The sequence below is a fragment of the Sandarakinorhabdus sp. AAP62 genome (genome assembly GCF_000331225.1).
Classification (GTDB): Bacteria; Pseudomonadota; Alphaproteobacteria; order Sphingomonadales; family Sphingomonadaceae; genus Sandarakinorhabdus.
Genome location: NZ_ANFY01000003.1, coordinates 600,653 through 620,285, shown reverse-complemented (window position 1 = coordinate 620,285; position 19,633 = coordinate 600,653). Strand labels below are relative to the sequence as shown.

Genomic DNA, 19,633 nt, shown 5'->3' with positions numbered 1-19,633 from the left:
CACTGGCGGCGGCTTCGGCTTCGCGCAGGCGGGTGGCGGCCGCATCAGCGGCGGCGGCCGTGGCTTGGCGTTCGGCTTCCAGTTCGGCGGCCCTGCGGCGCGCGCGCAGACGGGCGGCGGCGGCATCCGTACGGCCACCGGCGTCCACCAATCCGTCCCAGCGCCACAATTTGCCATCGCGGCTCACCAGTCGCTGGCCCGGCTGCATGGCCGCCAGCAGCGCCGCATCCGGCACCGCATCGACAACGCCGATCTGCGCCAGCCGCCGCGCCAGTTCGGGCGGGGCCTGCACCTCGGCGGCCAACGGTCGAACGCCGGTGGGCAATGCCGGATCGGCCGTCGCACCCGCACCGGCAAAGCGGCGCGGCGCCGTCGAATCGGCAGGGCCAGCCTCCATATCCTCGCCCAGCGCCACTGCCAGCGCAGACTCGAAACCGGCGGCGACCACCAGCCGATCAGCCATGCGCGGGCCCTTGCCTTGATCGGCGGCAAGACGGCGAGCCAGCGCCTGGGCTTCGGCATCAAGGCTGGCCAGCGTGGCGCGCGCTGCAGCCAGCGCGGCGGCGGCCTCGCTGCGCGCCGTTTCGGTGGCCGGGCGCGCCGCTTCGGCTTCGGCGACAGCGGTTTCGCAGGCCGCCACATCGCCCTGGGCCTTGGCCACGGCCGCGCGCTGTGGTTCCAGATCAGGGGCTGGGGCCAGCCGTGCCAACCGGTCGGCCAGCGCCCTGGCTTCAGCCTCGGCGCGGGCGGCGCGGGCGGTGGCCGCGGCCGCTGCATCACTGGCGGCACGTGCAGCCGCCGCCGCCGTGGCATGGGCCGCCATTGCATCGGAAAGCGCCGCTTCGGCAGCAGCAGCTGTCGCTTCGGTAGCGGCCAGTTGCTGCGCAAGGGCTGGCTGGCCGGCAGACAGCGCCTGCAACCGCTCGGCCAGCGCCGCATTTTCGGCCGCCAGCCGTTGACCCGCCGCCGCCGCGTCATCGGCCAGCGCGGTTTCACGCATTGTATCCCGTTCGACACTGGCGATGCTGGCGGCCAGCGCGGCATCGCGGCGGGAAAGTTCCTGCGCTTCGGCCTCCAGCAGTGCGCGGCGCTGGCGCAGCGCCTGCGCGGCGGCGGCGGCTTCGGCTTCGGCCTGGCGCAGCGCCGGCAGCGCGGCATTGGCGTCGGCCGCTTCGGCAGTGAGTTGCGCGGCCAGCCGCGTGCGTTCGGCGGCCAGGGTTTCAGCGGCCACGGCGGCCTGGCGGGCGCGCTCACTCAGCGCAACGGCGGTGTGCCAGCGGGCGTGCAGCAAGGCTGCCTCGCCATGGCGGATCCGGTCCGACAGGCTGCGATAACGCTCGGCTGATTTGGCCTGCCTGCGCAGCGTGTTGGCCTGCGTCTCCAGCCCGCGGATGACATCATCCAGCCGCGTCACATTGGCTTCGGCGGCGCGCAGGCGAATCTCGGCCTCGCGGCGGCGCACGGCGAGGCCGGCAATGCCGGCGGCCTCTTCCAGCAACTGGCGGCGTTCGGCCGGCTTGGCAGCGATGATGGCGCTGATGCGGCCCTGGCCCACGATCGCGGGGCTGTGCGCGCCGGTGGCCGAATCGGCGAACAGCAGGCGCACATCCTGGGCGCGGGCATCGCGGCCGTTGAGGCGATAATCGGAACCGGCGCCGCGCTGGATGCGGCGCTGCACCTCGATCTCCTCGCCGGCGCTGCCGGCCAGATGCAGCGTCACCGTGGCGAACTCGCGCGCCGGGCGGGCGCTGGTGCCGGCAAAGATCACATCGTCCATGCCGCCTGATCGCATGGATTTCGGGCTGCCTTCGCCCATCACCCAGCGCAAGGCTTCCAGCAGATTGGACTTGCCGCAGCCGTTGGGGCCGACAACACCGGTCAACCCCGGTTCGATATGCAGATCGACCGGTTCAACGAAGGACTTGAAGCCCGCAAGGCGAAGGCTGCGAAATTCCAACGTTAGGGTCCAAACTCAGTCTGGAACGGGGTCGGCATGGGCCGGAGCGGCGATATGGCTAGGCGCGGGCGCGCAGGCGGGGCTTCGCCCCCCGGCAAGCGACTGCAACGACGCCATATCGCCGCTCCGGTCCACCCTTCGGGCGGTGGCTGGAAGCCCGATAGCGCGCTCGCTCGATTGCCAGATAGCGCCGCTATCTGGCTGCACTCGCTCACTTCTATCGGGCTTCCAGCCACCGTGACGACCCCGTTCCAGACTGAGTTTGGACCCTTACCGCAGCGCCGTCTGCAGCTTGGGTTCGAGATCCGCCCAGGTGTAGACGCCTTCCTGCACGGTGCCGTTGATGATGAAGCTGGGCGTGCCGGTAAGCTTCAGCTCGTTCACCGCCTGATTGCGCAGATCGTTGATGGCCTTCATCTGCGCCGGATCGGCCAGGCACTGATCGAACTTGGCGCGCGGGATGCCGCGCAGCTTCACATAATCGGCCAGGCCGCCCAGTTCGGCCATGCGGGCAATCGCCTGCTCTTCCGGCATCTTGCCCAGCGCTTCCTGATCGGCCTTGCCGATACGGCCGAAGGGCTCGGTCCAGCCGGCCTGATCGGCGAAGAAATTGTCGAGCAGGCCAAAGAACGGCCCGGCGCCCTGGCAGCGGGCCAGCACGGTGGCGGCAAAATCCGGACCGTTCAGCACGAAATTGCGGAATTCATAGGAGACATTGCCGCTGGCGATATATTTGGATTTCAGCGTGGCCGACGCGGCTTCGTGGAATTCGCGGCAGTGCGGGCAGGTGAGCGAGGCGAATTCGACCAGCTTCACGCGTGCATCGGGGTTGCCCATGCGGAAGCCGCCTTCCGGCGTGGCAGCGACAACATCCACCCAATTCTGGCCCGCTGGCGCGGCGACAGCGGGGGCGCTGGCGGTTTCACCGGCCGGCGCGGCCGTCTTGTCACCGCAGGCGGCAAGGGCAAAAGCGAGGGCGGAAACGGTGAGAAACTGGCGCATCATTACTTCCTTTGCGGTGCCGCCTTGATGGCAGCGTCAATCAGGGGTTCCAGCGCGGCCCAATCAAACACATCGGTCTGCATGCGGCCGTTGATGAGGAAACTGGGGGTGCCCTGCAGTTGGTGATTCTGCACGGCATCGGCACGGATGGCGAGTAGCCGTTCCATCGCGGGCTTGGCCGCGATGCAGGCATCATAGCGCGCGCGCGGCAAGCCGGCGGCGGCAGCGAATTCCGGCAGCTTGCCGGCGACGGCCATGGCCGGGCCCTGGGCGTCGGACGCCAGGCCCTGGATGCGGGCACGCTCGGCCTCCGGGATGGTCATGAACGGCGACACCAGCTCATCCTGCCGGGCATAGACGCGGTTGACGAAGGCCCAGGCTTGCGGCGCGGCCTGGCACTGCAGCAGCAGGCCAGCCATCAGATCGATGCCGTTCAGCGAGAAGGAGCGATATTCGTAACTCACCTGGCCCGCCGCCAGCCAGCGCCCCTTGATGACCGGCAGGCCCTCGGAATGGAAGGCGCGGCAGTGCGGGCAGGTGAGGCTGCCGAATTCGACCAGCTTCACCGGCGCATTGGGGTTGCCCAGCAGGATGCCGCCCTGCGGCGTGAGGGCAAGCCTGGTGGACCAATCAGCGACAGCCGCCCGCGCCGGCGCCCGCGCCGGCTGGGCCGCGATGGGAGCCGCCAGCAGGCCGGCGATCAGAAGTGCAGAAGCAAAGCGCATGGTTCTTCTCTAGCGTGGTGCAGCGGCAAGCGCCAAGCCCCCTCGGGAAGCGATGCGTATCAGCGGATCTTGGGCGGGCCCTCGCTGATGGTCAGCGCTTCGGCGAGCGATTGCAGCGTGGCGCGCAATTCCGGATCGGCGATGTCGCGCAAGGACGAGCGCGCGGTTTCCGGCAAGGGGCCGGGCTGTGGCGGCGGCGGGGTGGCTGCGGCCATGGTGGCAGCGCCCTGATCGATGCTGAGCCGGGCCACGGCGGCATAGCCCAGGATGCGATTGGTGCGTTCGATGATCTGCGGTTCGACATGGCGCAGCATCGGCGCCAGCGCGCCGGTGGCGGCGATGGTGAGCGTGCCGCCATCCTTCTGGCCGCGCGGGAATTTCAGCCGCGTCGGCTGGCAGTGGCGGGCATAGGTGGCGCCAACGATTTCGGCCCAGCGATCATTCAGCGCGCTATGGTTGAAGCCGAAGCGCTTGAAGGCCTGGCCGCCCACTTCGCCCACCAGTTCGGCAATCGGCTTGGCCCGGCCGCCCCTCACCCTTTCCTTGGGCGATTTGGGCAGCGCCGGCTGCGGCGGTTCACGGGGCGTTTTCGGCATGCGGCTTCCATGCCATAGACACGGTGTGACCGATAGCTGGCCCCATCAACTTCTCGACTGGTATCGCGCCCATGCAAGGGTGCTGCCGTGGCGTAATCCGCCAGGCAGAGCGCTGCCGACGGACCCCGATTGGCCGTACCGCGTGTGGCTGTCGGAAATCATGCTGCAGCAGACGACCGTGGAGGCGGTCACGCCCTATTTCCACGCTTTCACGGCACGCTGGCCCAATGTGGCGGCACTGGCAGCGGCAGACGATACCGAGGTGATGCAGGCCTGGGCTGGCCTTGGCTACTACGCCCGCGCCCGCAATCTGCTGGCCTGTGCTCGCGTCGTGGTGGAACGGCACGGCGGCCGCTTCCCCGGCCTTGAGCCCGAGCTGCGCGACCTGCCCGGCGTGGGCGATTATACGGCGGCGGCAGTGGCGGCGTTCGGTTTTGGCCGCGATGCCGTGGTGATCGATGGCAATGTCGAACGGGTGGTGAGCCGTCTGCATGCGATCAGCACCCCCCTGCCCGCCGCCCGCGCCGCGATCAGGGCCGCGCTGGCGCCGGTAGTGCCGCAGGGGCAGGCCGCTGATTTCGCCCAGGGAATGATGGATCTTGCCCGCCGCGTCTGCACGGTGCGAGGGCCGAACTGCCTGTTGTGCCCTCTGGCCAACAGCTGCGCCGCACGCCGCGCCGGCACGCCCGATGCCTTCCCGGTGAAGGCCGCCAGAAAAGCGCGACCAACCCGCACCGGCACGGCCTGGTGGATCGAGGCCGGCGGCCATGTGCTCACCATCCTGCGCCCGGCCAAGGGCCTGCTTGGCGGCATGCGGGCGCTGCCAAGTTGTGATTGGCGCGGGGAAGGCACGCCGCCGCTGGCTGGCGACTGGCAGAGCATCGGCATGGTGCGCCACGGCTTCACCCATTTTGAACTGGAACTTGTCGTGCAGGCGCTGCTGCTCGATCAGCGGCCCGATCTGGCCCTGCCCGGCGAGCAGTGGCTGGCGCTGGACACGGTGGAAGCCGCCGGCCTGCCCACGCTTTTTGCCAAGGCTGCCCGGCTGGGGCTTGCCGCCGCGCAAGAACGCGGGAAGATGGCGGCATGACGATGTTCCATGATGTGCCGGTCACCGGCTTTTCCGGCAACGAACTGGACCGCGCCGACGAGATCAGGCGCGACCCCGCCGCGCTGATCGCCATGCGCGCGCGGCCTGATGCGCGCTGGCTGGTGCTGGATGGCCTCAACCCAGTGGTCAGACCGGGCGACAATCCGACGATCCTGTGGGCCTATCGGTCCGATGTGCCGCACGATGCGCTGTCGATCTTTCTGGGCGTCGGCCCCGAAGGCCCGCGCTTTGCTGCCGCGGCGCCGTCTGATGAACTGATCAGTGATTTTGGCGGCAAGTTGCTGGATGCGCGTGCCGCAGGGGCCCTGCTGCCGGCGCGCGAAGCCGCCATCGTGGCGCAGGCGCGCTCCATCCTCGATTGGCATCAGCGCCACGGTTTCTGTGCGGTGTGTGGCGGCAAGACCGTGCTGGCCAAGGCCGGCTATGCCCGGCAATGCCAGGCCTGCAAGGCCGAACATTTCCCGCGCGTCGATCCGGTGGTGATCATGCTGGCGGTTAGGCAAGGTCACGCCCTGATCGGCCGCCAGCCGCGCTTTCCCAAGGGCTTCCTGTCGGCGCTGGCGGGTTTCGTCGAACCGGGTGAAAGCCTGGAGGAGGCCGTGCGCCGCGAATTGTGGGAAGAAGCCGGCATCAAGACGGGCCGCGTGCGCTATCTCGCCAGCCAGCCCTGGCCCTTCCCGTCCAGCCTGATGATCGCCGCCTTTGCCGAGGCGGAGGGGTTCGAGGTTCGGCTGGACGAGGATGAGCTGGAGGAAGTGCGCTGGGTGACCAAGGACGAAGTGCGCGCCGCGCTGGCCGGCACGGGGGACTTCCTGGCACCCCCACCGCTGGCGATTGCCCACACGCTGCTGAAGAGCTGGGTGGAGGAATAGGCCTCAGACGGCCACTGGCTGACACACCAACCTGGTCGCTTCTTCGGGCGGCATCGGCTTGCCGAACAGATAGCCCTGGACCTGCGTGCAGCCCAGTTCGCGGCACAATTCGAAGGCGGCGCGGGTTTCGGTGCCTTCCGCGGTGGTCTGCATGTCGAGGCTGGCGGCCAGCCGCACGATGGCCTGGATGATGGCACTGGCTTCATCGCCCATCGCCGTGGCGCGCTTCACGAAGCTGCGATCGATCTTGATGCGGCTGAAGCTGGCCTTCTGCAGCGTGCCCAGCGCCGAATAGCCAGTGCCGAAATCATCCAGCGCAAAGCTGACACCCAGCGCCGTCAGCCGCGCCAGTACATCGACGACGGCCGGCTTTTCGGCGAGGAACAGGCTTTCGGTGATCTCCAGTTCCAGCCGCTCCGGCGCCACCGCGTGGCGGGCCAGGGCGCGGGCGATCACGTCGGGCAGATCGGGTTCTTCCATCTGCACGGCCGAAAGGTTCACCGATACCTTGACATGCGCCGGCCAGCGCGTGGTCCAGGCCAGTGCCTCGTCAATCACCCAGGCGCCGATCGGCACGATCAGGCCGGTTTCCTCAGCCAGCGGGATGAAGTCCAGCGGCGAGACCACGCCCAGTTCGGGATGGTGCCAGCGCAGCAATGCTTCGAAACCGGTGATGCGTTCGTCGCCCGAATCCACCACCGGCTGAAACAGCAGCCGCAACTGATCGCGTTCCAGCGCAGCGGCCAGATCTGCTTCCAGCTTGCGGCGCTCGGCCGCGGCCGCCGCCATTTCCGGCGTGAAGCGGCAGGCGGCGCCGCGGCCCTGTTCCTTCACCCGGTACAAGGCCAGATCGGCGCATTTCAGCAGTTCTTCGGGCGTGGTTGCGTCAAAGGGGGCCAACGCCCAGCCCACCGACGCACCCACCACGGCCGAACCGGCATGGCCTTCGTCACCCAGCGGGAACGGCCGCGCCATGTCCCGCACGATGCGTTCGGCGAATTTCTGAACGCGATCGCCGCCGCCGTCGGGCAACACGATGGCAAATTCGTCGCCGCCCAGGCGCGCGATGGTGGCGCCGCCCTTCACATGCGCCTTCACCAGCGCCTGCAGCCGCTGCGCGACCTGGCGCAGCAACAGATCGCCGGCGCCATGGCCAAAGCAATCGTTCACCGCCTTGAAGCGGTCGAGATCGACAAACAGCAGCGCCGAAGGCTTGCCCGACAGGGTCGCCGTTTCCACCAGCTCGTCCAGCGATTCGCGGAACAGGCTGCGATTGGCCAGGCCGGTGAGCGGATCGAAGCGGGCCAGCTGCGCGATGCGTTCCTGGCTGCGCCGCACCTCGGTCACATCACGGCCCACGCCGCGAAAACCGGTGAAATTGCCGGCCGGATCCTGCTTGGGCGTGCCCGACAGCGCCCACCAGCGCAGATCACGGCCCAGCGGCACCGGCACCACCAGATCACGGAACGCCTCCCGCTCCCGGATGGCGTGAACCAGTGCGGCCGTGTTTGCACCGCCCTGCACCGGATCGAGCAGCGCCAGCAGCGGCTGCCCCAGCATGTCGGCGCGACGGCGGCGAGCAACATCGGCAAAGCGCACGGTAACATGGGTGAGGCAACCACGCGCATCCAGTTCCAGCAGCCAGTCCGAGCCGTTGGATTCATATTCGTTGAGCAGCAGGCGCACGACTTCGCCCTGTTCCTGCAGATCAGCCTCGCTCTTCAGCCGCGCCATGGTGTGATAGGTGGTGACCAGCGCCGACCGCAGCTTGATGGCGATGAAGCAGGCCAAGCCGAACCCGACCAGCGGATGGCTGAGCGGCGCACCGTCTGGCAGGGCCAGCACCATGCCGCCGCCAATGGCGAAGCACACCAGCAGCGCCGCCACCGGCATGGTGGCCGCCGCGTTGGTGACGCTGCCCATGAAGATCAGCGAGAACAACATGATCACCGTCTGGCTGTCGGCGGGAAGTTCGGGCACCAGGGCATTGAGCAATCCGGCCCAGAACAGCGCCAGCACCCCGATTTCGCAGGTGACGCGCAGATGTTCGTTCCGGCTGGCACGGCGCGGGCCAATGCTGGGCGGTCGGCGCACGATGCGCAGGCTCCACAGGCACACCAGCAGGCCAATGCCGCACAGCCAGGGCGCCAGCCGCATGAAATTCACGACCGTGCCGAAATTGGCCAGAACGGCAATCAGGTTTACGGCCAGCAGGGTGAGATTGAACGGGATGTTGCGGCTGAGCTGCTGCAGTTGCTGGCCGCGCACTTCGGCCCAGAACACATCATCGGCCTGATCCAGCCCCAGCACTTGCCGCCATCCCAGATCGCGCACCATCTGGACAGGCGGCTTCAGCATCGCGGTCATCGGTCATCCTTGTCGATCAGGCCACAAGGAGAGGAACGGCGGCGATGGCAGCGCATTGAATCGCCCGCATGAACAGCCCCGCATTGCAGCTTGGCAGCCGAGCCGTTGTTCCTTAATTGTTCACTGATGACCCTGCCCGCCTCCCCTGATTCCGCGCCGCCGTGGCTCGCCGGGCTGAACCCGCCCCAGCGCGAGGCGGTGACGACCACCGAAGGCCCGGTGCTGATCCTCGCCGGCGCCGGCACCGGCAAGACCAAGGCGCTCACCGCCCGGCTGGCGCATATCCTGTTCAATCGCCTCGCCTGGCCGTCGGAGGTGCTGGCCGTCACCTTCACCAACAAGGCGGCGCGCGAGATGCGCCACCGCACCGAAATGCTGCTGGGTCCGATGGCCGAAGGCCTGCCGTGGCTGGGCACATTTCACGCTCTGGCGGCCAAGATGCTGCGCCGTCATGCCGGGCTGGTGGGTTTGAATGCCCAGTTCACCATCCTCGATACCGATGATCAGCTGCGCCTGCTGAAGCAGGTGGTGGCCGAAGCCGGCCATGACGACAAGCGCTGGCCCGCCAAGCAGCTGGCCGGCCTGATCGACCGCTGGAAGAACAAGGGGCAATTGCCCGCCGACGTGCCGGCAGGCGAGAGTTTTGCCTATGCCGATGGCGCCAAGGGCGGTGGTGCGGCCATGTATGCGCGCTATCAGGAGCGGCTGGTGGCCCTGAACGCCTGCGATTTCGGCGATCTGCTGCTGCACATGCTGACCATTTTCCGCCAGCATCCCGATGTCGCCGCCGATTATCAGCGCCGCTTCAAATATCTGATGGTGGATGAATATCAGGACACCAACAGCGCCCAGTATCAATGGCTGAAGGCGCTGGTGGGGCCGGGGCGCAATCTCGCCTGTGTCGGCGATGATGATCAGTCGATCTACAGCTGGCGCGGTGCCGAAGTCGCCAACATCCTGCGCTTCGAACAGGATTTCCCCGGCGCCAGGATGATCCGGCTGGAACAGAATTACCGCTCCACCCCGCACATCCTCGCCGCCGCCAACGCGCTGATTGCCCATAATCGCGGCCGGCTCGGCAAGGCGCTGTTCACCGCCCACACCAGCGGCGAACGGGTGGAAGTGACCAGCGTGTGGGATGGGCCGGAGGAAGCGCGGCTGGTGGGCGACGAGGCCGAACGGCTGGGCCGCGAAGGCGCGTCGCTCAATGACATGGCGATATTGGTGCGCGCCCAGTTCCAGACCCGCCTGTTTGAAGACCGTTTCATCGCCATCGGCCTGCCCTATCGCATCGTCGGTGGTTTCCGTTTCTATGAACGCGCCGAGGTGCGGGACGCGCTGGCGTATCTGCGGCTGGTGCAGTCGCCCGATGATGCGCTGGCCTTTGAACGCATCATCAACGTGCCGAAACGCGGCCTCGGCGACAAGGCGATGGCGACCATGCATGCCGCCGCGCGGGGCCTGAAGCTGTCGCTGCCGCGCGCGGCGGCAGAGTTGGTGGACAGCAATGATCTTACCCCGGCCGCACGGCGGGCAGTGAAATCCTTCATGACCGATCTCGCCCGCTGGCGCGACATGGCCGGCACCATGGGGCATGCCGAACTGGCCGAAGTGGTGCTGGAAGAATCCGGCTATGTCGCCATGTGGCAGGCTGACAAGTCCACCGAAGCCGATGGCCGCATCGAGAATTTGAAGGAACTGGTGCGGGCGATGGGCGATTATCCCAGCCTGACCGCCTTTCTCGAACATGTCGCGCTGGTGATGGACAATGACGCCAATGCCGATGGCGAGAAGATCACCATCATGACGCTGCATGCCGCCAAGGGCCTGGAGTTTGATCATGTCTTCCTGCCCGGCTGGGAAGAAGGCGTGTTCCCCAGCCAGCGCTCCCTGGATGAAGGCGGCACCAATGCGCTGGAGGAGGAACGACGGCTGGCCTATGTCGGCATCACCCGCGCCCGGAAACGCGCCCATATCATCAACGCCGCCAACCGGCAGGTCTATGGCCAGTGGACGGCCGCCCTGCCCAGCCGCTTCATCGCCGAATTGCCCGAAAGCCATGTCGTCGCCCGCTCCACGATGAGCGGCGGCCCCAGCCTGTGGCGGGCAGCACTGGCAGGCGGCGACCCGTTCGCCCACATCAGCCGTGGCACCGGACGCGGGCCGGGGTGGGACCGGGCGGCGCAGGGAGGCGGCAGCTTTGCCAACCGATCAGAACGCGATTTCGGCCCGCGCAGCGCTGCCCCCCGGGAAGCGCGGGTCAGCGCCGTCTCGCTCAGCCCCAGCCCGTCGTTCCGCAAGGGCGCGCGCGTGTTTCACGCCAAGTTCGGCGAAGGCACCGTGTTCCATGTCGATGGCAACAAGCTGGAGATCGATTTCCCCGCCGCGGGACGCAAACGCGTGCTCGACAGTTTCGTGAGCCTCAAAGAGGCCTGATATCATGCCCGGTCAGCGCGCTCATCACTTCGCGGAAAATGCCGGGTGTCAGGAAAATCAGGCCCACGGCCGTCAGGGCCAGGCACTGCGGCATCTGCCAGTGCAGATATTCCTGCCCAAAGAAAAAAGTGCCGACCAGGATATAGCCGTTGAACCGCGCCACAAGTGACAGCACGATCGCGACCAGCCCCCATTGCCAATTCAGGCCCAGGCTCCAGCCCGCCCAGGCCAATATCATCATCATGACGCCAACGCCGCACAGGACGACGGCCATCACATAGCCGGGAAATTTGCGAAAACTCGACATTGGCACCGAAACTACCACCGTCAGCGATGATCGGCAAATTGGCTGCGCCGCGCAGATTTCCCGAATGGATGATTGCCGCTCGCGCCGGCGCTTTCTATGGAGGATGGGTGCCGTCCATCCCTGCGCCCTTGCTGATCGCCGATTATCGCGCCTTCTGGGTTTCGCGCTTTCTCGCCACCGTGGCCGGGCTGATGCTGGTAGTGGTCATCGGCTGGCAAGTGTACGACATCGCCCGCGAAACCATGAGCCGGGACGATGCGGCCTTCCTGCTCGGCATGATCGGGCTGGCGCAGTTCCTGCCCTTGTTTTGCCTGGCCCTCGTCGTCGGCGTCATCGCTGATCGGGTGGACCGGCGTTACATCGCCCGCGCCGCTGTTGCACTGGAAGTCGGCTGTGCCGGCGTGCTCGGCTGGCTGGCGCTTGTGGGCACCGTGCCGATGGTCTCGCTGTTCGTGGTGGCGGCGCTGTTGGGCGTGGCCCGCGCTTTTCAGGGGCCATCGATGGCCGCCCTCGCCCCCAATCTGGTGCCGCGCGAACTGCTGCCACAGGCCATCGCGCTGAACAGCATCAGCTGGCAGGCCGGCGCGGTGATCGGCCCGCCGCTGGGCGCCCTTCTCTATGCGGTGTCGCCGGCAACGCCCTATGTGGTGGCGGCGATCCTGTTCGCGCTGACCTTCGTCTGCCTGATGATCATCCGGCCGGTGCCGCGCCCGGCGCCCTCCACGCTGACGCCGTGGCGCAGCCTCGTCGAAGGCATCGCCTATGTCCGCCACAACAAGGTGCTGCTGGGCGCGATCAGCCTGGATCTGTTTGCCGTGCTGCTGGGCGGAGCGACGGCGATGCTGCCGGTTTATGCCCGCGACGTACTGCACGTTGGCGTCGAAGGGCTGGGGCCGCTCAGGGCCGCGCCGTCGGCCGGCGCCGTGCTGATGGCGGTGCTGCTCGCCAGCCGGCCGCTGCGTCGTCACGTCGGGCCGGTGATGTTCGGCTCGGTGGCGCTGTTCGGGCTGGCCACCATCGTCTTTGGCCTGTCGACATCATATCCGCTCAGCCTCGCTGCCCTGTTCGTGCTCGGCGCCGCCGATGCCATCAGCGTGTTCGTGCGCGGCAGCCTGATCCAGCTGCACACGCCCGATGACATGCGCGGGCGGGTCAGCAGCGTGTCGGGCCTGTTCATTTCGGCCAGCAACGAACTGGGTGAGCTCGAATCCGGCCTTGCCGCCCGCTATATCGGTGCCGTGCCGGGCGTGGTGATCGGCGGTGTGGGCGCCATCATCGTCACGCTTGTCTGGGCCTGGCGCTTTCCGCAACTGCGGCTGGCTGACCGCTTCGACCAGCAACGGCCCGGCTGAAATTCGGCCGTTGGCGCAGGCCGCGGCAGGGCCTAAAAGGAGTGCAAACAACCCGGGAAGGTGCCGCGATGAAGGCCAACAACATCCTTGAAACCATCGGTCGCACGCCGCATGTGCGCGTCGCCAAATTGTTCCCGAATGCCGAAGTGTGGATCAAGTCCGAACGCACCAACCCCGGCGGTTCGATCAAGGATCGCATCGCATTGGCCATGATCGAGGCCGCCGAAGCCGATGGCACGCTGAAGCCCGGCGGCATCATCGTTGAACCGACCAGCGGCAACACCGGCATTGGCCTTGCCATGGTCGCCGCCGTGAAGGGCTACAAGTTGATCCTGGTCATGCCCGAAAGCATGTCGATCGAGCGGCGGCGGCTGATGCTGGCCTATGGCGCCAGTTTCGATCTCACGCCGCGCGAAAAGGGCATGAACGGCGCCATCGCCCGCGCACTGGAAATCGTGTCCACCACGCCCAACAGCTGGATGCCGCAGCAATTCGAGAACCCGGCCAACATCGATGTGCATGTTCGCACGACATCGGAAGAGATTTACGCCGATTTCGCTGACAGCCCGCCTGATGCCATCATCACTGGCGTTGGCACCGGCGGGCACATCACCGGTGTCGCCAAGGTACTGAAGGCCCGCTGGCCCAAGCTGAAGGTTTTTGCCGTCGAACCCGCCGCCTCGCCGGTGATTTCCGGCGGCTCGCCCAGCCCGCACCCGATCCAGGGCATCGGCGCCGGCTTCATCCCGAAGAATCTGGATGTGGCGCTGCTCGACGGCGTGATCCAGGTGGACGCTGCCGACGCCAAGGCCTGGGCACTGCGCTCGGCCGCGGAAGAAGGCATGCTGGTCGGCATCTCGTCGGGTGCGACACTGGCCGCCATTGCACTGAAGCTGAAGGAAATGCCCGCCGGCGCCCGCATCGTCGGCTTCAACTACGACACCGGCGAGCGTTATCTGTCGGTGCCGGAATTCCTGCCAGGGGGTTGAGGCGCCGGCTGAAGCGCCACCACCACGATCTCGCCCTGCGTGCCCAGCCGCATCGGCACCACCGATGTGCCGATGCCGGCAGACACGATCATCTGCTGGCCGGATGCGTTGCGGAAGAGGCCGCGCAGATATTTGGCATCGGCCTTCTTGAACCGTGGCCAGCCAAATATCTGGATCTGGCCGCCGTGGGTGTGCCCGGCCAGCAGCAGGCCCACGTTGGGGGGTAACTGCGTGAACAGTCGCGGTTCGTGCACCAGCGCGATCAGCGGCTTGTCTGGCCGAGCGCGGGCGGCGGCAGAGCGCAGGCGCTGAAGGGGCAGATGGCCCATGATCAGATCATCACTGCCGACGATCTGGATGGGCCCGAGATCAACCAGATCACCGGCCAGCAGCTTGAGGCCGAAGCGGCGCATCACCCAGCGTATCCAGTAGGGATCATCATGGTTGCCCGGCACGCTCCACACGCCCAGCGGCGCCTTCAGCTTTGTCAGCGGGCGCAGCGCATCTTCCAGCCGCATTGGCGGGTCCCAGATCTTGCTGGCGTGGAAATCACCGGTGATCACCACCAGATCGGGATGCAATGCATTCACCTGATCCATGATGCGGTTCAATCGCACCTGCGGCATGTCCCAATTGCTGCCATGCATGTCAGACAGGTGGACGATGCGCAGCGGACGCTGCAACCCGGCCAGTTCGACATGCGTGTGCACCACCGCCGGATCGCGGATCGCACCCAGCCAGCCAGCCCAGCCGATCGCCGCGGCCAGGCCCAGTATCAACAGGGAAAAGCGCTTCAAACGCGGGCCTTGTTTTCCTTGTCCTCGGCCAGGAACGCCTTGAACGGGTTCAACTTCTCTGCCGGGGCGCCGCTCGCGACCCGCCTGATCTGCTGGTAATACCACGACTGTGCGGCAAAGCCGTTCAGCGTGCGCACCAGCTTGAAAGGTGATTTCGGACCGAGCCAGCCGGGCCCGATCGCCAGCCGTTCCTCGTCGCGCGGCAATTCCTCGATATGGCCTTCCAGCAGCTCGGTGACGCAGGTGGGATCGGCGCACAATGGCCGGCCAACGCCGACAAAGGCGATGCCACTGGCCAGCGCATCCTGCATCGCACCCAGGCTGCGGAAACCACCCGTCACCATCAACGGCGGCGTCCTGGCGGCCATCAGGGCCTTGGCCAGCTGCACGAAATAGGCCTCCCGCTGGCGGGTGGATTGCTGCTTCGGCTCCTCGCGCGGGGCGAGGCCGTCCATGTCCATCATCGCCGGCTGTTCGTAGGTGCCGCCCGACAATTCCAGGCAATCGACGCCCAGATCGGCCAGCCAGCCAGCAACGGTGAGGCAATCTTCGAAGGCAAAGCCGCCCTTCTGGAAATCGGCGCTGTTCAGCTTCACCGACACGGTGAAATCGGCGCCAACCGCGGCCCGCACCGCCTTCACCGCTTCAATCAGGAAACGCGCGCGGTTTTCAAGGCTGCCGCCCCATTCATCGCGGCGCAGATTGGCGAGCGGGGAGAGGAACTGGCTGATCAGATATCCATGTGCCGCGTGGATCTGCACGCCGGTGAAGCCGGCTTCGCGCGACACGACGGCGGCGTGCGCCCAGCGCGCGATCAGATCCTGGATTTCAATGCCGGTAAGCGGATGCGGCATGCCGAATTGCCCGCCCGGCAGCGCCAGCGGCACCGCCGACGGCGCGCGTGGATGTGGGTTGACGTTCTTCTGCGTCTGGCGGCCGGCGTGGCTGATCTGCACCCAGGCCTGGGTGTCGTTCTCGGTCGCCGCCGCCGCCCAGCGCGCCCAGGCCGCCTTGGCCTCATCGCTCAATGGCCCATCGACGATGACATTACCCGGCCGTTCCAGATGGCCGCGATCGATCTGCACATTGCCGGTGATGAGGAGGCCGCAGCCGCCATCCGCCCAGCGCCGATACAGGGTTTCATGGGCCGGGTTGGGCAGGCCATCACGAAACGCCAGCCCTTCCGTCATCGCCGCCTTGGCGATGCGATTGCGGAACTTCTGGCCGTTGGGCAGGCTGAAGGCGTCGTTCACGTCTGGCATGGTGGCACCCCTGTTTGCCGGCAAGGTGCCGTGGTGGCGGCAAGAGAGCAAGCCACCTTCTCCCCTCCCTGCTTGCAGGGAGGGGCCGGGGGAGGGTCCTGACCACCAGCACCACTGGTTGGCGCGTGGGGCCAGTCACCCTCCCCCAACCCCTCCCTTGAAAAAAGGGAGGGGGGCTTTCTTACGCTGCCTGCTTCGCCGCCATGGCGTAGAAGCTGTCACCGCGTGCCGCCATGTCGCGCAGCAGTTGCGGCGGCGCGAAGCGCTCGCCATGGCGCTGGGCCAGCCGGTCCAGCGTGGCGACGACATTGGCGATGCCCACCGTGTCCATGTGGCTGAACGGCCCGCCAGTGAAGGGCGCAAAGCCCCAGCCGAAGATGGCGCCCAGGTCGCCATCCTGCGGGGTTTCCAGCACGCCTTCGGCAAAGCAGCGCGCGCATTCGACGAGTTGGCGATAGAGCAGGCGCTCCTTCACATCGGCGGCGGAAGGCTGGTCAGCAGCAAGGCCACCGGCCACCGTTTCCACCAGTTCCGGCCACAGATATTTCTTGCCGCCTTCCGGATAGACATAGAAACCCTTGGCATTCTTGCGGCCCTGGCGACCAAGTTCATACATCCTGGTGATCACGCCATCCGCCGGGCCCGGCTTGTAGGCGTCACCCAGATCGGCGCGCGTCTGCTGGCCAACCTTGTAGCTGAGATCAAGGCCGACTTCGTCGTTCACCGCCAGCGGGCCAACGGGCATGCCCATCTGCTTGCCGACATTCTCGATCAGCGCCGGCGTGGTGCCTTCGCCCAGCAGCGCCAGGCCTTCCTGCACATAGGTGCCAAAGCAGCGCGAGGTGTAGAAACCGCGGCTGTCGTTCACCACGATCGGCGTCTTGCGGATGGCGGCGACATAATCCAGCGCCTTGGCGATGGCGGCGGGGCCGGTTTCCTTGCCGACGATGATTTCGACCAGCGGCATCTTTTCCACCGGCGAGAAGAAGTGGATGCCGATGAAATTTTCCGGCTTGCTCCACGCCTTGGCCAGGCCGGTGATCGGCAGGGTGGAGGTGTTGGAACCAAAGATCACATCGGGGCCGACCACGGCTTCGGTGGCCTTGGTGACATCGGCCTTGATCTCGCGGGTTTCGAACACCGCTTCGATGATCAGGTCGCAGCCGGCCAGATCGGCATAATCGGCGGTGGGGTGGATGCGATCAAGAATGACCTGCGCCTTGGCCGGATCCATGCGCTTCTTGGCGAGGCGATCGGCGGTGTATTGCTTGCCCTTCTCGGCGGCGGCCAGATCACGATCGAGCAGCACCACTTCGATGCCGGCCTGCGCCGTCACCATGGCAACGCCCGCGCCCATCAGGCCAGCGCCGAGCATGCCGATCTTCTTCGTCGGCATCGGCGCGATGCCCTTGGGACGACGCGCGCCCTTTTCGGCGGCCTGCTTGGAGACGAACAGGCTGCGGATCATGTTGCCGGCCTGCGGGTCGGCCACGACCTTGGCGAAATATTTGCTCTCGATGCGGATGGCGGTGTCCATCGGCACCTGGGTGCCTTCATACACGGCGCTCAGGATCGCCTTGGGCGCGTTCATGTTGTCACCGGCATTCACGTGCGTCATCGCCGTGCCACCCACGAAAATCTGCGCGAAATTGGGGTTGAGCGCCGTTGCCGGCCCGCCCGGCATCTTGAAATTCTTGGTATCCCACGGCTGCACGCCGCCATTGGGGTTGGCCTTCACCCACGCCTTTGCCGTGGCGATGATCTGATCGGCGGGCACCACGGCCTGCGCGACGCCAAAGCCAAGCGCTTCCTGCGGGCTCATGTTCTTGCCTTGCAGCAGGTACATCAGCGCTGGCTGGATGCCCATCAGGCGCGGCAGGCGCTGGGTGCCACCCGCGCCGGGGAACAGGCCGACCATGATTTCCGGCAGGCCGAGCGTGATCTTGGGATTGTCGGCAATCACGCGATAATGGCAGGCAAGGATGAATTCGAGCCCGCCGCCCAGCGCCAGGCCATTGACAGCCGCCGCCACCGGCTTGCCGCAGGTTTCGAGGTCGCGCAGCAGCTTGTTGAGGCCGAAGACGCCATCGAACAGCGCGGCCATCTTGCTCTTGCCTTCCGGCACACCGCCGCCGCCGAACAGCGCACCCATGCCCTTCAGATCTGCACCGGCCATGAAGCCGCTGGCCTTGCCACTGGTGAGCACGGCGCCCTTCACGGCGTCGTCGGTCTTCAGCCGCTCGATGGCGGCAGCGAGATCGGCCTGCACTTCGGGCGTGATGACATTCATCGACTGGCCGGGCACGTCCAGGCGCAAGAGGAGGATGCCGTCGGCATCGAGTTCGGTGTGGATGGCGGTGGTCATTGCTCGGTCCCTTCTTTCTTCTCCCCTCCCTGCAAGGGAGGGGTCGGGGGAGGGTGCGTGCCGCGAGGACACAGCTTGGTTTCAAATGGCGGTGCGGGCGGGGAGAACCCTCCCCCAGCCCCTCCCTGCGAGCAGGGAGGGGAGTTTTACAGGCGCTCGATGATGGTCCCGGTGCCCATGCCGGCACCGACGCACAGGTTCACCAGCGCGGTGCCCTTGCCGGTGCGTTCCAGCTCATCCAGCACCGTGCCCAGGATCATCGCGCCAGTGGCGCCCAGCGGATGGCCCATGGCGATGGCGCCGCCGTTCACGTTGATCTTGTCGTGCGGGATGTTCAGCGCCTGCATGTAGCGCAGCACGACGGACGCAAAGGCCTCGTTCAGCTCGAACAGGTCGATATCATCCTTGGTCATGCCGGCGCGCTGCAGCACCTTGGCGGCCACGAATTCCGGCCCGGTCAGCATGATCATCGGCTCGCTGCCGATAGAAGCCATGGCGCGGATGCGGGCGCGGGGCTTCAGGCCATATTTCTCGCCCATCGCCTTGTTGCCCACCAGGATGGCCGATGCGCCATCGACGATGCCGCTCGAGTTGCCGCCATGGTGGACATGGTCGATCTTCTCGATTTCCGGATAGCGCATCAGGGCGATGGCATCGAAACCGGGCATCTGTTCGCCCATCGCCTGGAAGGCCGGCGCGAGGCTGCCCAGCGACTGCATGTCGGTCTGCGGGCGCATATGCTCGTCATGGGCCAGCACGATCTCGCCGATCACGTCGCGCACCGGCACGATGCTGTTCTTGAAACGGCCTTCCGCCCAGGCGCGGGCAGCGCGGGCCTGCGACTCCATCGCATAGGCGTCCACATCGTGGCGGCTGAAGCCATATTTGGTGGCGATCAGATCGGCGCCGATGCCCTGCGGGGCGAAATAGGTCTTGTAGGCCACGGCCGGGTCCATCGCCCAGGCGGCGCCGTCGCTGCCCATCGGCACGCGGCTCATGCTTTCCACGCCGCCGCCGATGGCGAACATGGCTTCGCCCGACATCACCTTGGCCGCCGCCATGTTGGTGGCTTCCAGGCCCGAGGCGCAAAAGCGGTTGATCTGCACGCCCGCGGTGGTTTCGGCATAATCGGCGTTGAGCACGGCGACGCGCGCGATATCGCTGCCCTGCTCACCCACCGGGGAGACGCAGCCCAGCACCACATCGTCCACATCAGACGTGTCGATGCCGGTACGGTCGCGCACGGCCTGCAGCACCTGGGTTGCCAGCTGGATCGGCGTGATCTCGTGCAGCTTGCCGTCCTTGCGGCCCTTGCCGCGTGGGGTGCGGACGGCGTCGTAGATATAGGCTTCGGTCATTGTCGGGCCTTTCTTCTCTTACCCCCCTCCCTGCTTGCAGGGAGGGGTTGGGGGAGGGTTTGTGGGGTCGGAGATCGGCCGTGCGGCACGAACCTTCCCCCGGCCCCTCCCTGCTACGCAAGGAGGGGAGGAGTCGG

At 66.7% G+C, this 19,633-nt stretch carries 15 protein-coding genes; 5 read left to right on the top strand and 10 right to left on the bottom strand.

Features of this window, described 5'->3' with window-relative positions:
- The 4 genes from D619_RS0103330 to D619_RS0103315 form a co-directional block, all read right to left on the bottom strand.
- On the bottom strand, window positions 1-1,957 hold a 1,957-nt coding region (locus tag D619_RS0103330; RefSeq protein WP_017667149.1), incomplete at its 3' end, for an AAA family ATPase.
- Between the two features lie 270 nt (window positions 1,958-2,227).
- Entirely contained in the window at window positions 2,228-2,962 is a 735-nt protein-coding gene (locus tag D619_RS0103325) for a thioredoxin domain-containing protein (protein ID WP_017667148.1), read from the bottom strand.
- The gene (locus tag D619_RS0103320) at window positions 2,962-3,684 is read right to left on the bottom strand and encodes a thioredoxin domain-containing protein (protein WP_017667147.1); all 723 of its coding nucleotides are present in this window, start codon (window positions 3,682-3,684) and stop codon (window positions 2,962-2,964) included. Before D619_RS0103320 ends, D619_RS0103325 begins: the two co-directional genes overlap by 1 nt.
- Before the next feature lie 59 nt (window positions 3,685-3,743).
- Window positions 3,744-4,280 (bottom strand): DUF721 domain-containing protein, encoded by a 537-nt coding sequence (locus D619_RS0103315; protein ID WP_017667146.1) that lies wholly within the window; start codon window positions 4,278-4,280, stop codon window positions 3,744-3,746.
- Window positions 4,281-4,305: 25 nt separating this feature from the next.
- On the opposite strand from D619_RS0103315, the gene D619_RS0103310 reads away from it, so the two are divergent.
- Entirely contained in the window at window positions 4,306-5,370 is a 1,065-nt protein-coding gene (locus tag D619_RS0103310; protein WP_243442594.1) for an A/G-specific adenine glycosylase, read from the top strand.
- Entirely contained in the window at window positions 5,367-6,263 is an 897-nt protein-coding gene (gene nudC / locus D619_RS0103305; RefSeq protein ID WP_017667144.1) for an NAD(+) diphosphatase, read from the top strand. The genes D619_RS0103310 and nudC overlap by 4 nt, the downstream gene beginning before the upstream one ends.
- 3 nt (window positions 6,264-6,266) lie before the next feature.
- Here nudC and D619_RS0103300 read toward each other — a convergent pair whose 3' ends face one another.
- A complete protein-coding gene (locus tag D619_RS0103300; RefSeq protein WP_017667143.1) occupies window positions 6,267-8,630 on the bottom strand; it encodes an EAL domain-containing protein in 2,364 nt (787 codons plus the stop codon).
- A gap of 126 nt (window positions 8,631-8,756) precedes the next feature.
- Here D619_RS0103300 and D619_RS0103295 point away from each other — a divergent pair, with 126 nt between their 5' ends.
- Entirely contained in the window at window positions 8,757-11,066 is a 2,310-nt protein-coding gene (locus D619_RS0103295; RefSeq protein WP_017667142.1) for a UvrD-helicase domain-containing protein, read from the top strand.
- Here the strand turns inward: D619_RS0103295 and D619_RS0103290 are convergent.
- Complete coding sequence (locus D619_RS0103290; RefSeq protein WP_017667141.1) at window positions 11,053-11,373, bottom strand: hypothetical protein; 321 nt, start codon at window positions 11,371-11,373, stop codon at window positions 11,053-11,055. The genes D619_RS0103295 and D619_RS0103290 overlap by 14 nt on opposite strands.
- 107 nt (window positions 11,374-11,480) lie before the next feature.
- Here D619_RS0103290 and D619_RS0103285 point away from each other — a divergent pair, with 107 nt between their 5' ends.
- Window positions 11,481-12,725 carry an MFS transporter gene (locus D619_RS0103285; protein WP_026090663.1) on the top strand — a complete coding sequence of 415 codons (1,245 nt, stop codon included), beginning with the start codon at window positions 11,481-11,483 and terminating at the stop codon, window positions 12,723-12,725.
- Between the two features lie 68 nt (window positions 12,726-12,793).
- On the top strand, window positions 12,794-13,714 hold the full coding sequence (gene cysK, locus D619_RS0103280; protein ID WP_017667139.1) for a cysteine synthase A: 921 nt from the start codon (window positions 12,794-12,796) through the stop codon (window positions 13,712-13,714).
- Here the strand turns inward: cysK and D619_RS0103275 are convergent.
- From D619_RS0103275 to D619_RS0103260, 4 genes are all read right to left on the bottom strand, one after another.
- Window positions 13,678-14,511: a metallophosphoesterase gene (locus D619_RS0103275; protein WP_017667138.1), complete on the bottom strand. Its 834-nt coding sequence runs from the start codon at window positions 14,509-14,511 to the stop codon at window positions 13,678-13,680. The genes cysK and D619_RS0103275 overlap by 37 nt on opposite strands.
- On the bottom strand, window positions 14,508-15,773 hold the full coding sequence (locus D619_RS0103270; RefSeq protein ID WP_017667137.1) for an NADH:flavin oxidoreductase/NADH oxidase family protein: 1,266 nt from the start codon (window positions 15,771-15,773) through the stop codon (window positions 14,508-14,510). Before D619_RS0103270 ends, D619_RS0103275 begins: the two co-directional genes overlap by 4 nt.
- 181 nt (window positions 15,774-15,954) lie before the next feature.
- Entirely contained in the window at window positions 15,955-18,138 is a 2,184-nt protein-coding gene (locus D619_RS0103265; protein ID WP_017667136.1) for a 3-hydroxyacyl-CoA dehydrogenase NAD-binding domain-containing protein, read from the bottom strand.
- A gap of 146 nt (window positions 18,139-18,284) precedes the next feature.
- Complete coding sequence (locus D619_RS0103260; RefSeq protein WP_017667135.1) at window positions 18,285-19,496, bottom strand: acetyl-CoA C-acetyltransferase; 1,212 nt, start codon at window positions 19,494-19,496, stop codon at window positions 18,285-18,287.
- Window positions 19,497-19,633 lie beyond the last annotated feature (137 nt).

Coding starts and splice junctions, on each gene's coding strand:
- D619_RS0103295 (WP_017667142.1), top strand. CDS start 8,757: ATGACCCTGCCCGCCTCCCCTGATTCCGCGCCGCCGTGGCTCGCCGGG.
- nudC (WP_017667144.1), top strand. CDS start 5,367: ATGACGATGTTCCATGATGTGCCGGTCACCGGCTTTTCCGGCAACGAA.
- cysK (WP_017667139.1), top strand. CDS start 12,794: ATGAAGGCCAACAACATCCTTGAAACCATCGGTCGCACGCCGCATGTG.
- D619_RS0103290 (WP_017667141.1), bottom strand. CDS start 11,373: ATGTCGAGTTTTCGCAAATTTCCCGGCTATGTGATGGCCGTCGTCCTG.
- D619_RS0103270 (WP_017667137.1), bottom strand. CDS start 15,773: ATGCCAGACGTGAACGACGCCTTCAGCCTGCCCAACGGCCAGAAGTTC.
- D619_RS0103265 (WP_017667136.1), bottom strand. CDS start 18,138: ATGACCACCGCCATCCACACCGAACTCGATGCCGACGGCATCCTCCTC.
- D619_RS0103325 (WP_017667148.1), bottom strand. CDS start 2,962: ATGATGCGCCAGTTTCTCACCGTTTCCGCCCTCGCTTTTGCCCTTGCC.
- D619_RS0103320 (WP_017667147.1), bottom strand. CDS start 3,684: ATGCGCTTTGCTTCTGCACTTCTGATCGCCGGCCTGCTGGCGGCTCCC.
- D619_RS0103260 (WP_017667135.1), bottom strand. CDS start 19,496: ATGACCGAAGCCTATATCTACGACGCCGTCCGCACCCCACGCGGCAAG.
- D619_RS0103315 (WP_017667146.1), bottom strand. CDS start 4,280: ATGCCGAAAACGCCCCGTGAACCGCCGCAGCCGGCGCTGCCCAAATCG.
- D619_RS0103300 (WP_017667143.1), bottom strand. CDS start 8,630: ATGACCGCGATGCTGAAGCCGCCTGTCCAGATGGTGCGCGATCTGGGA.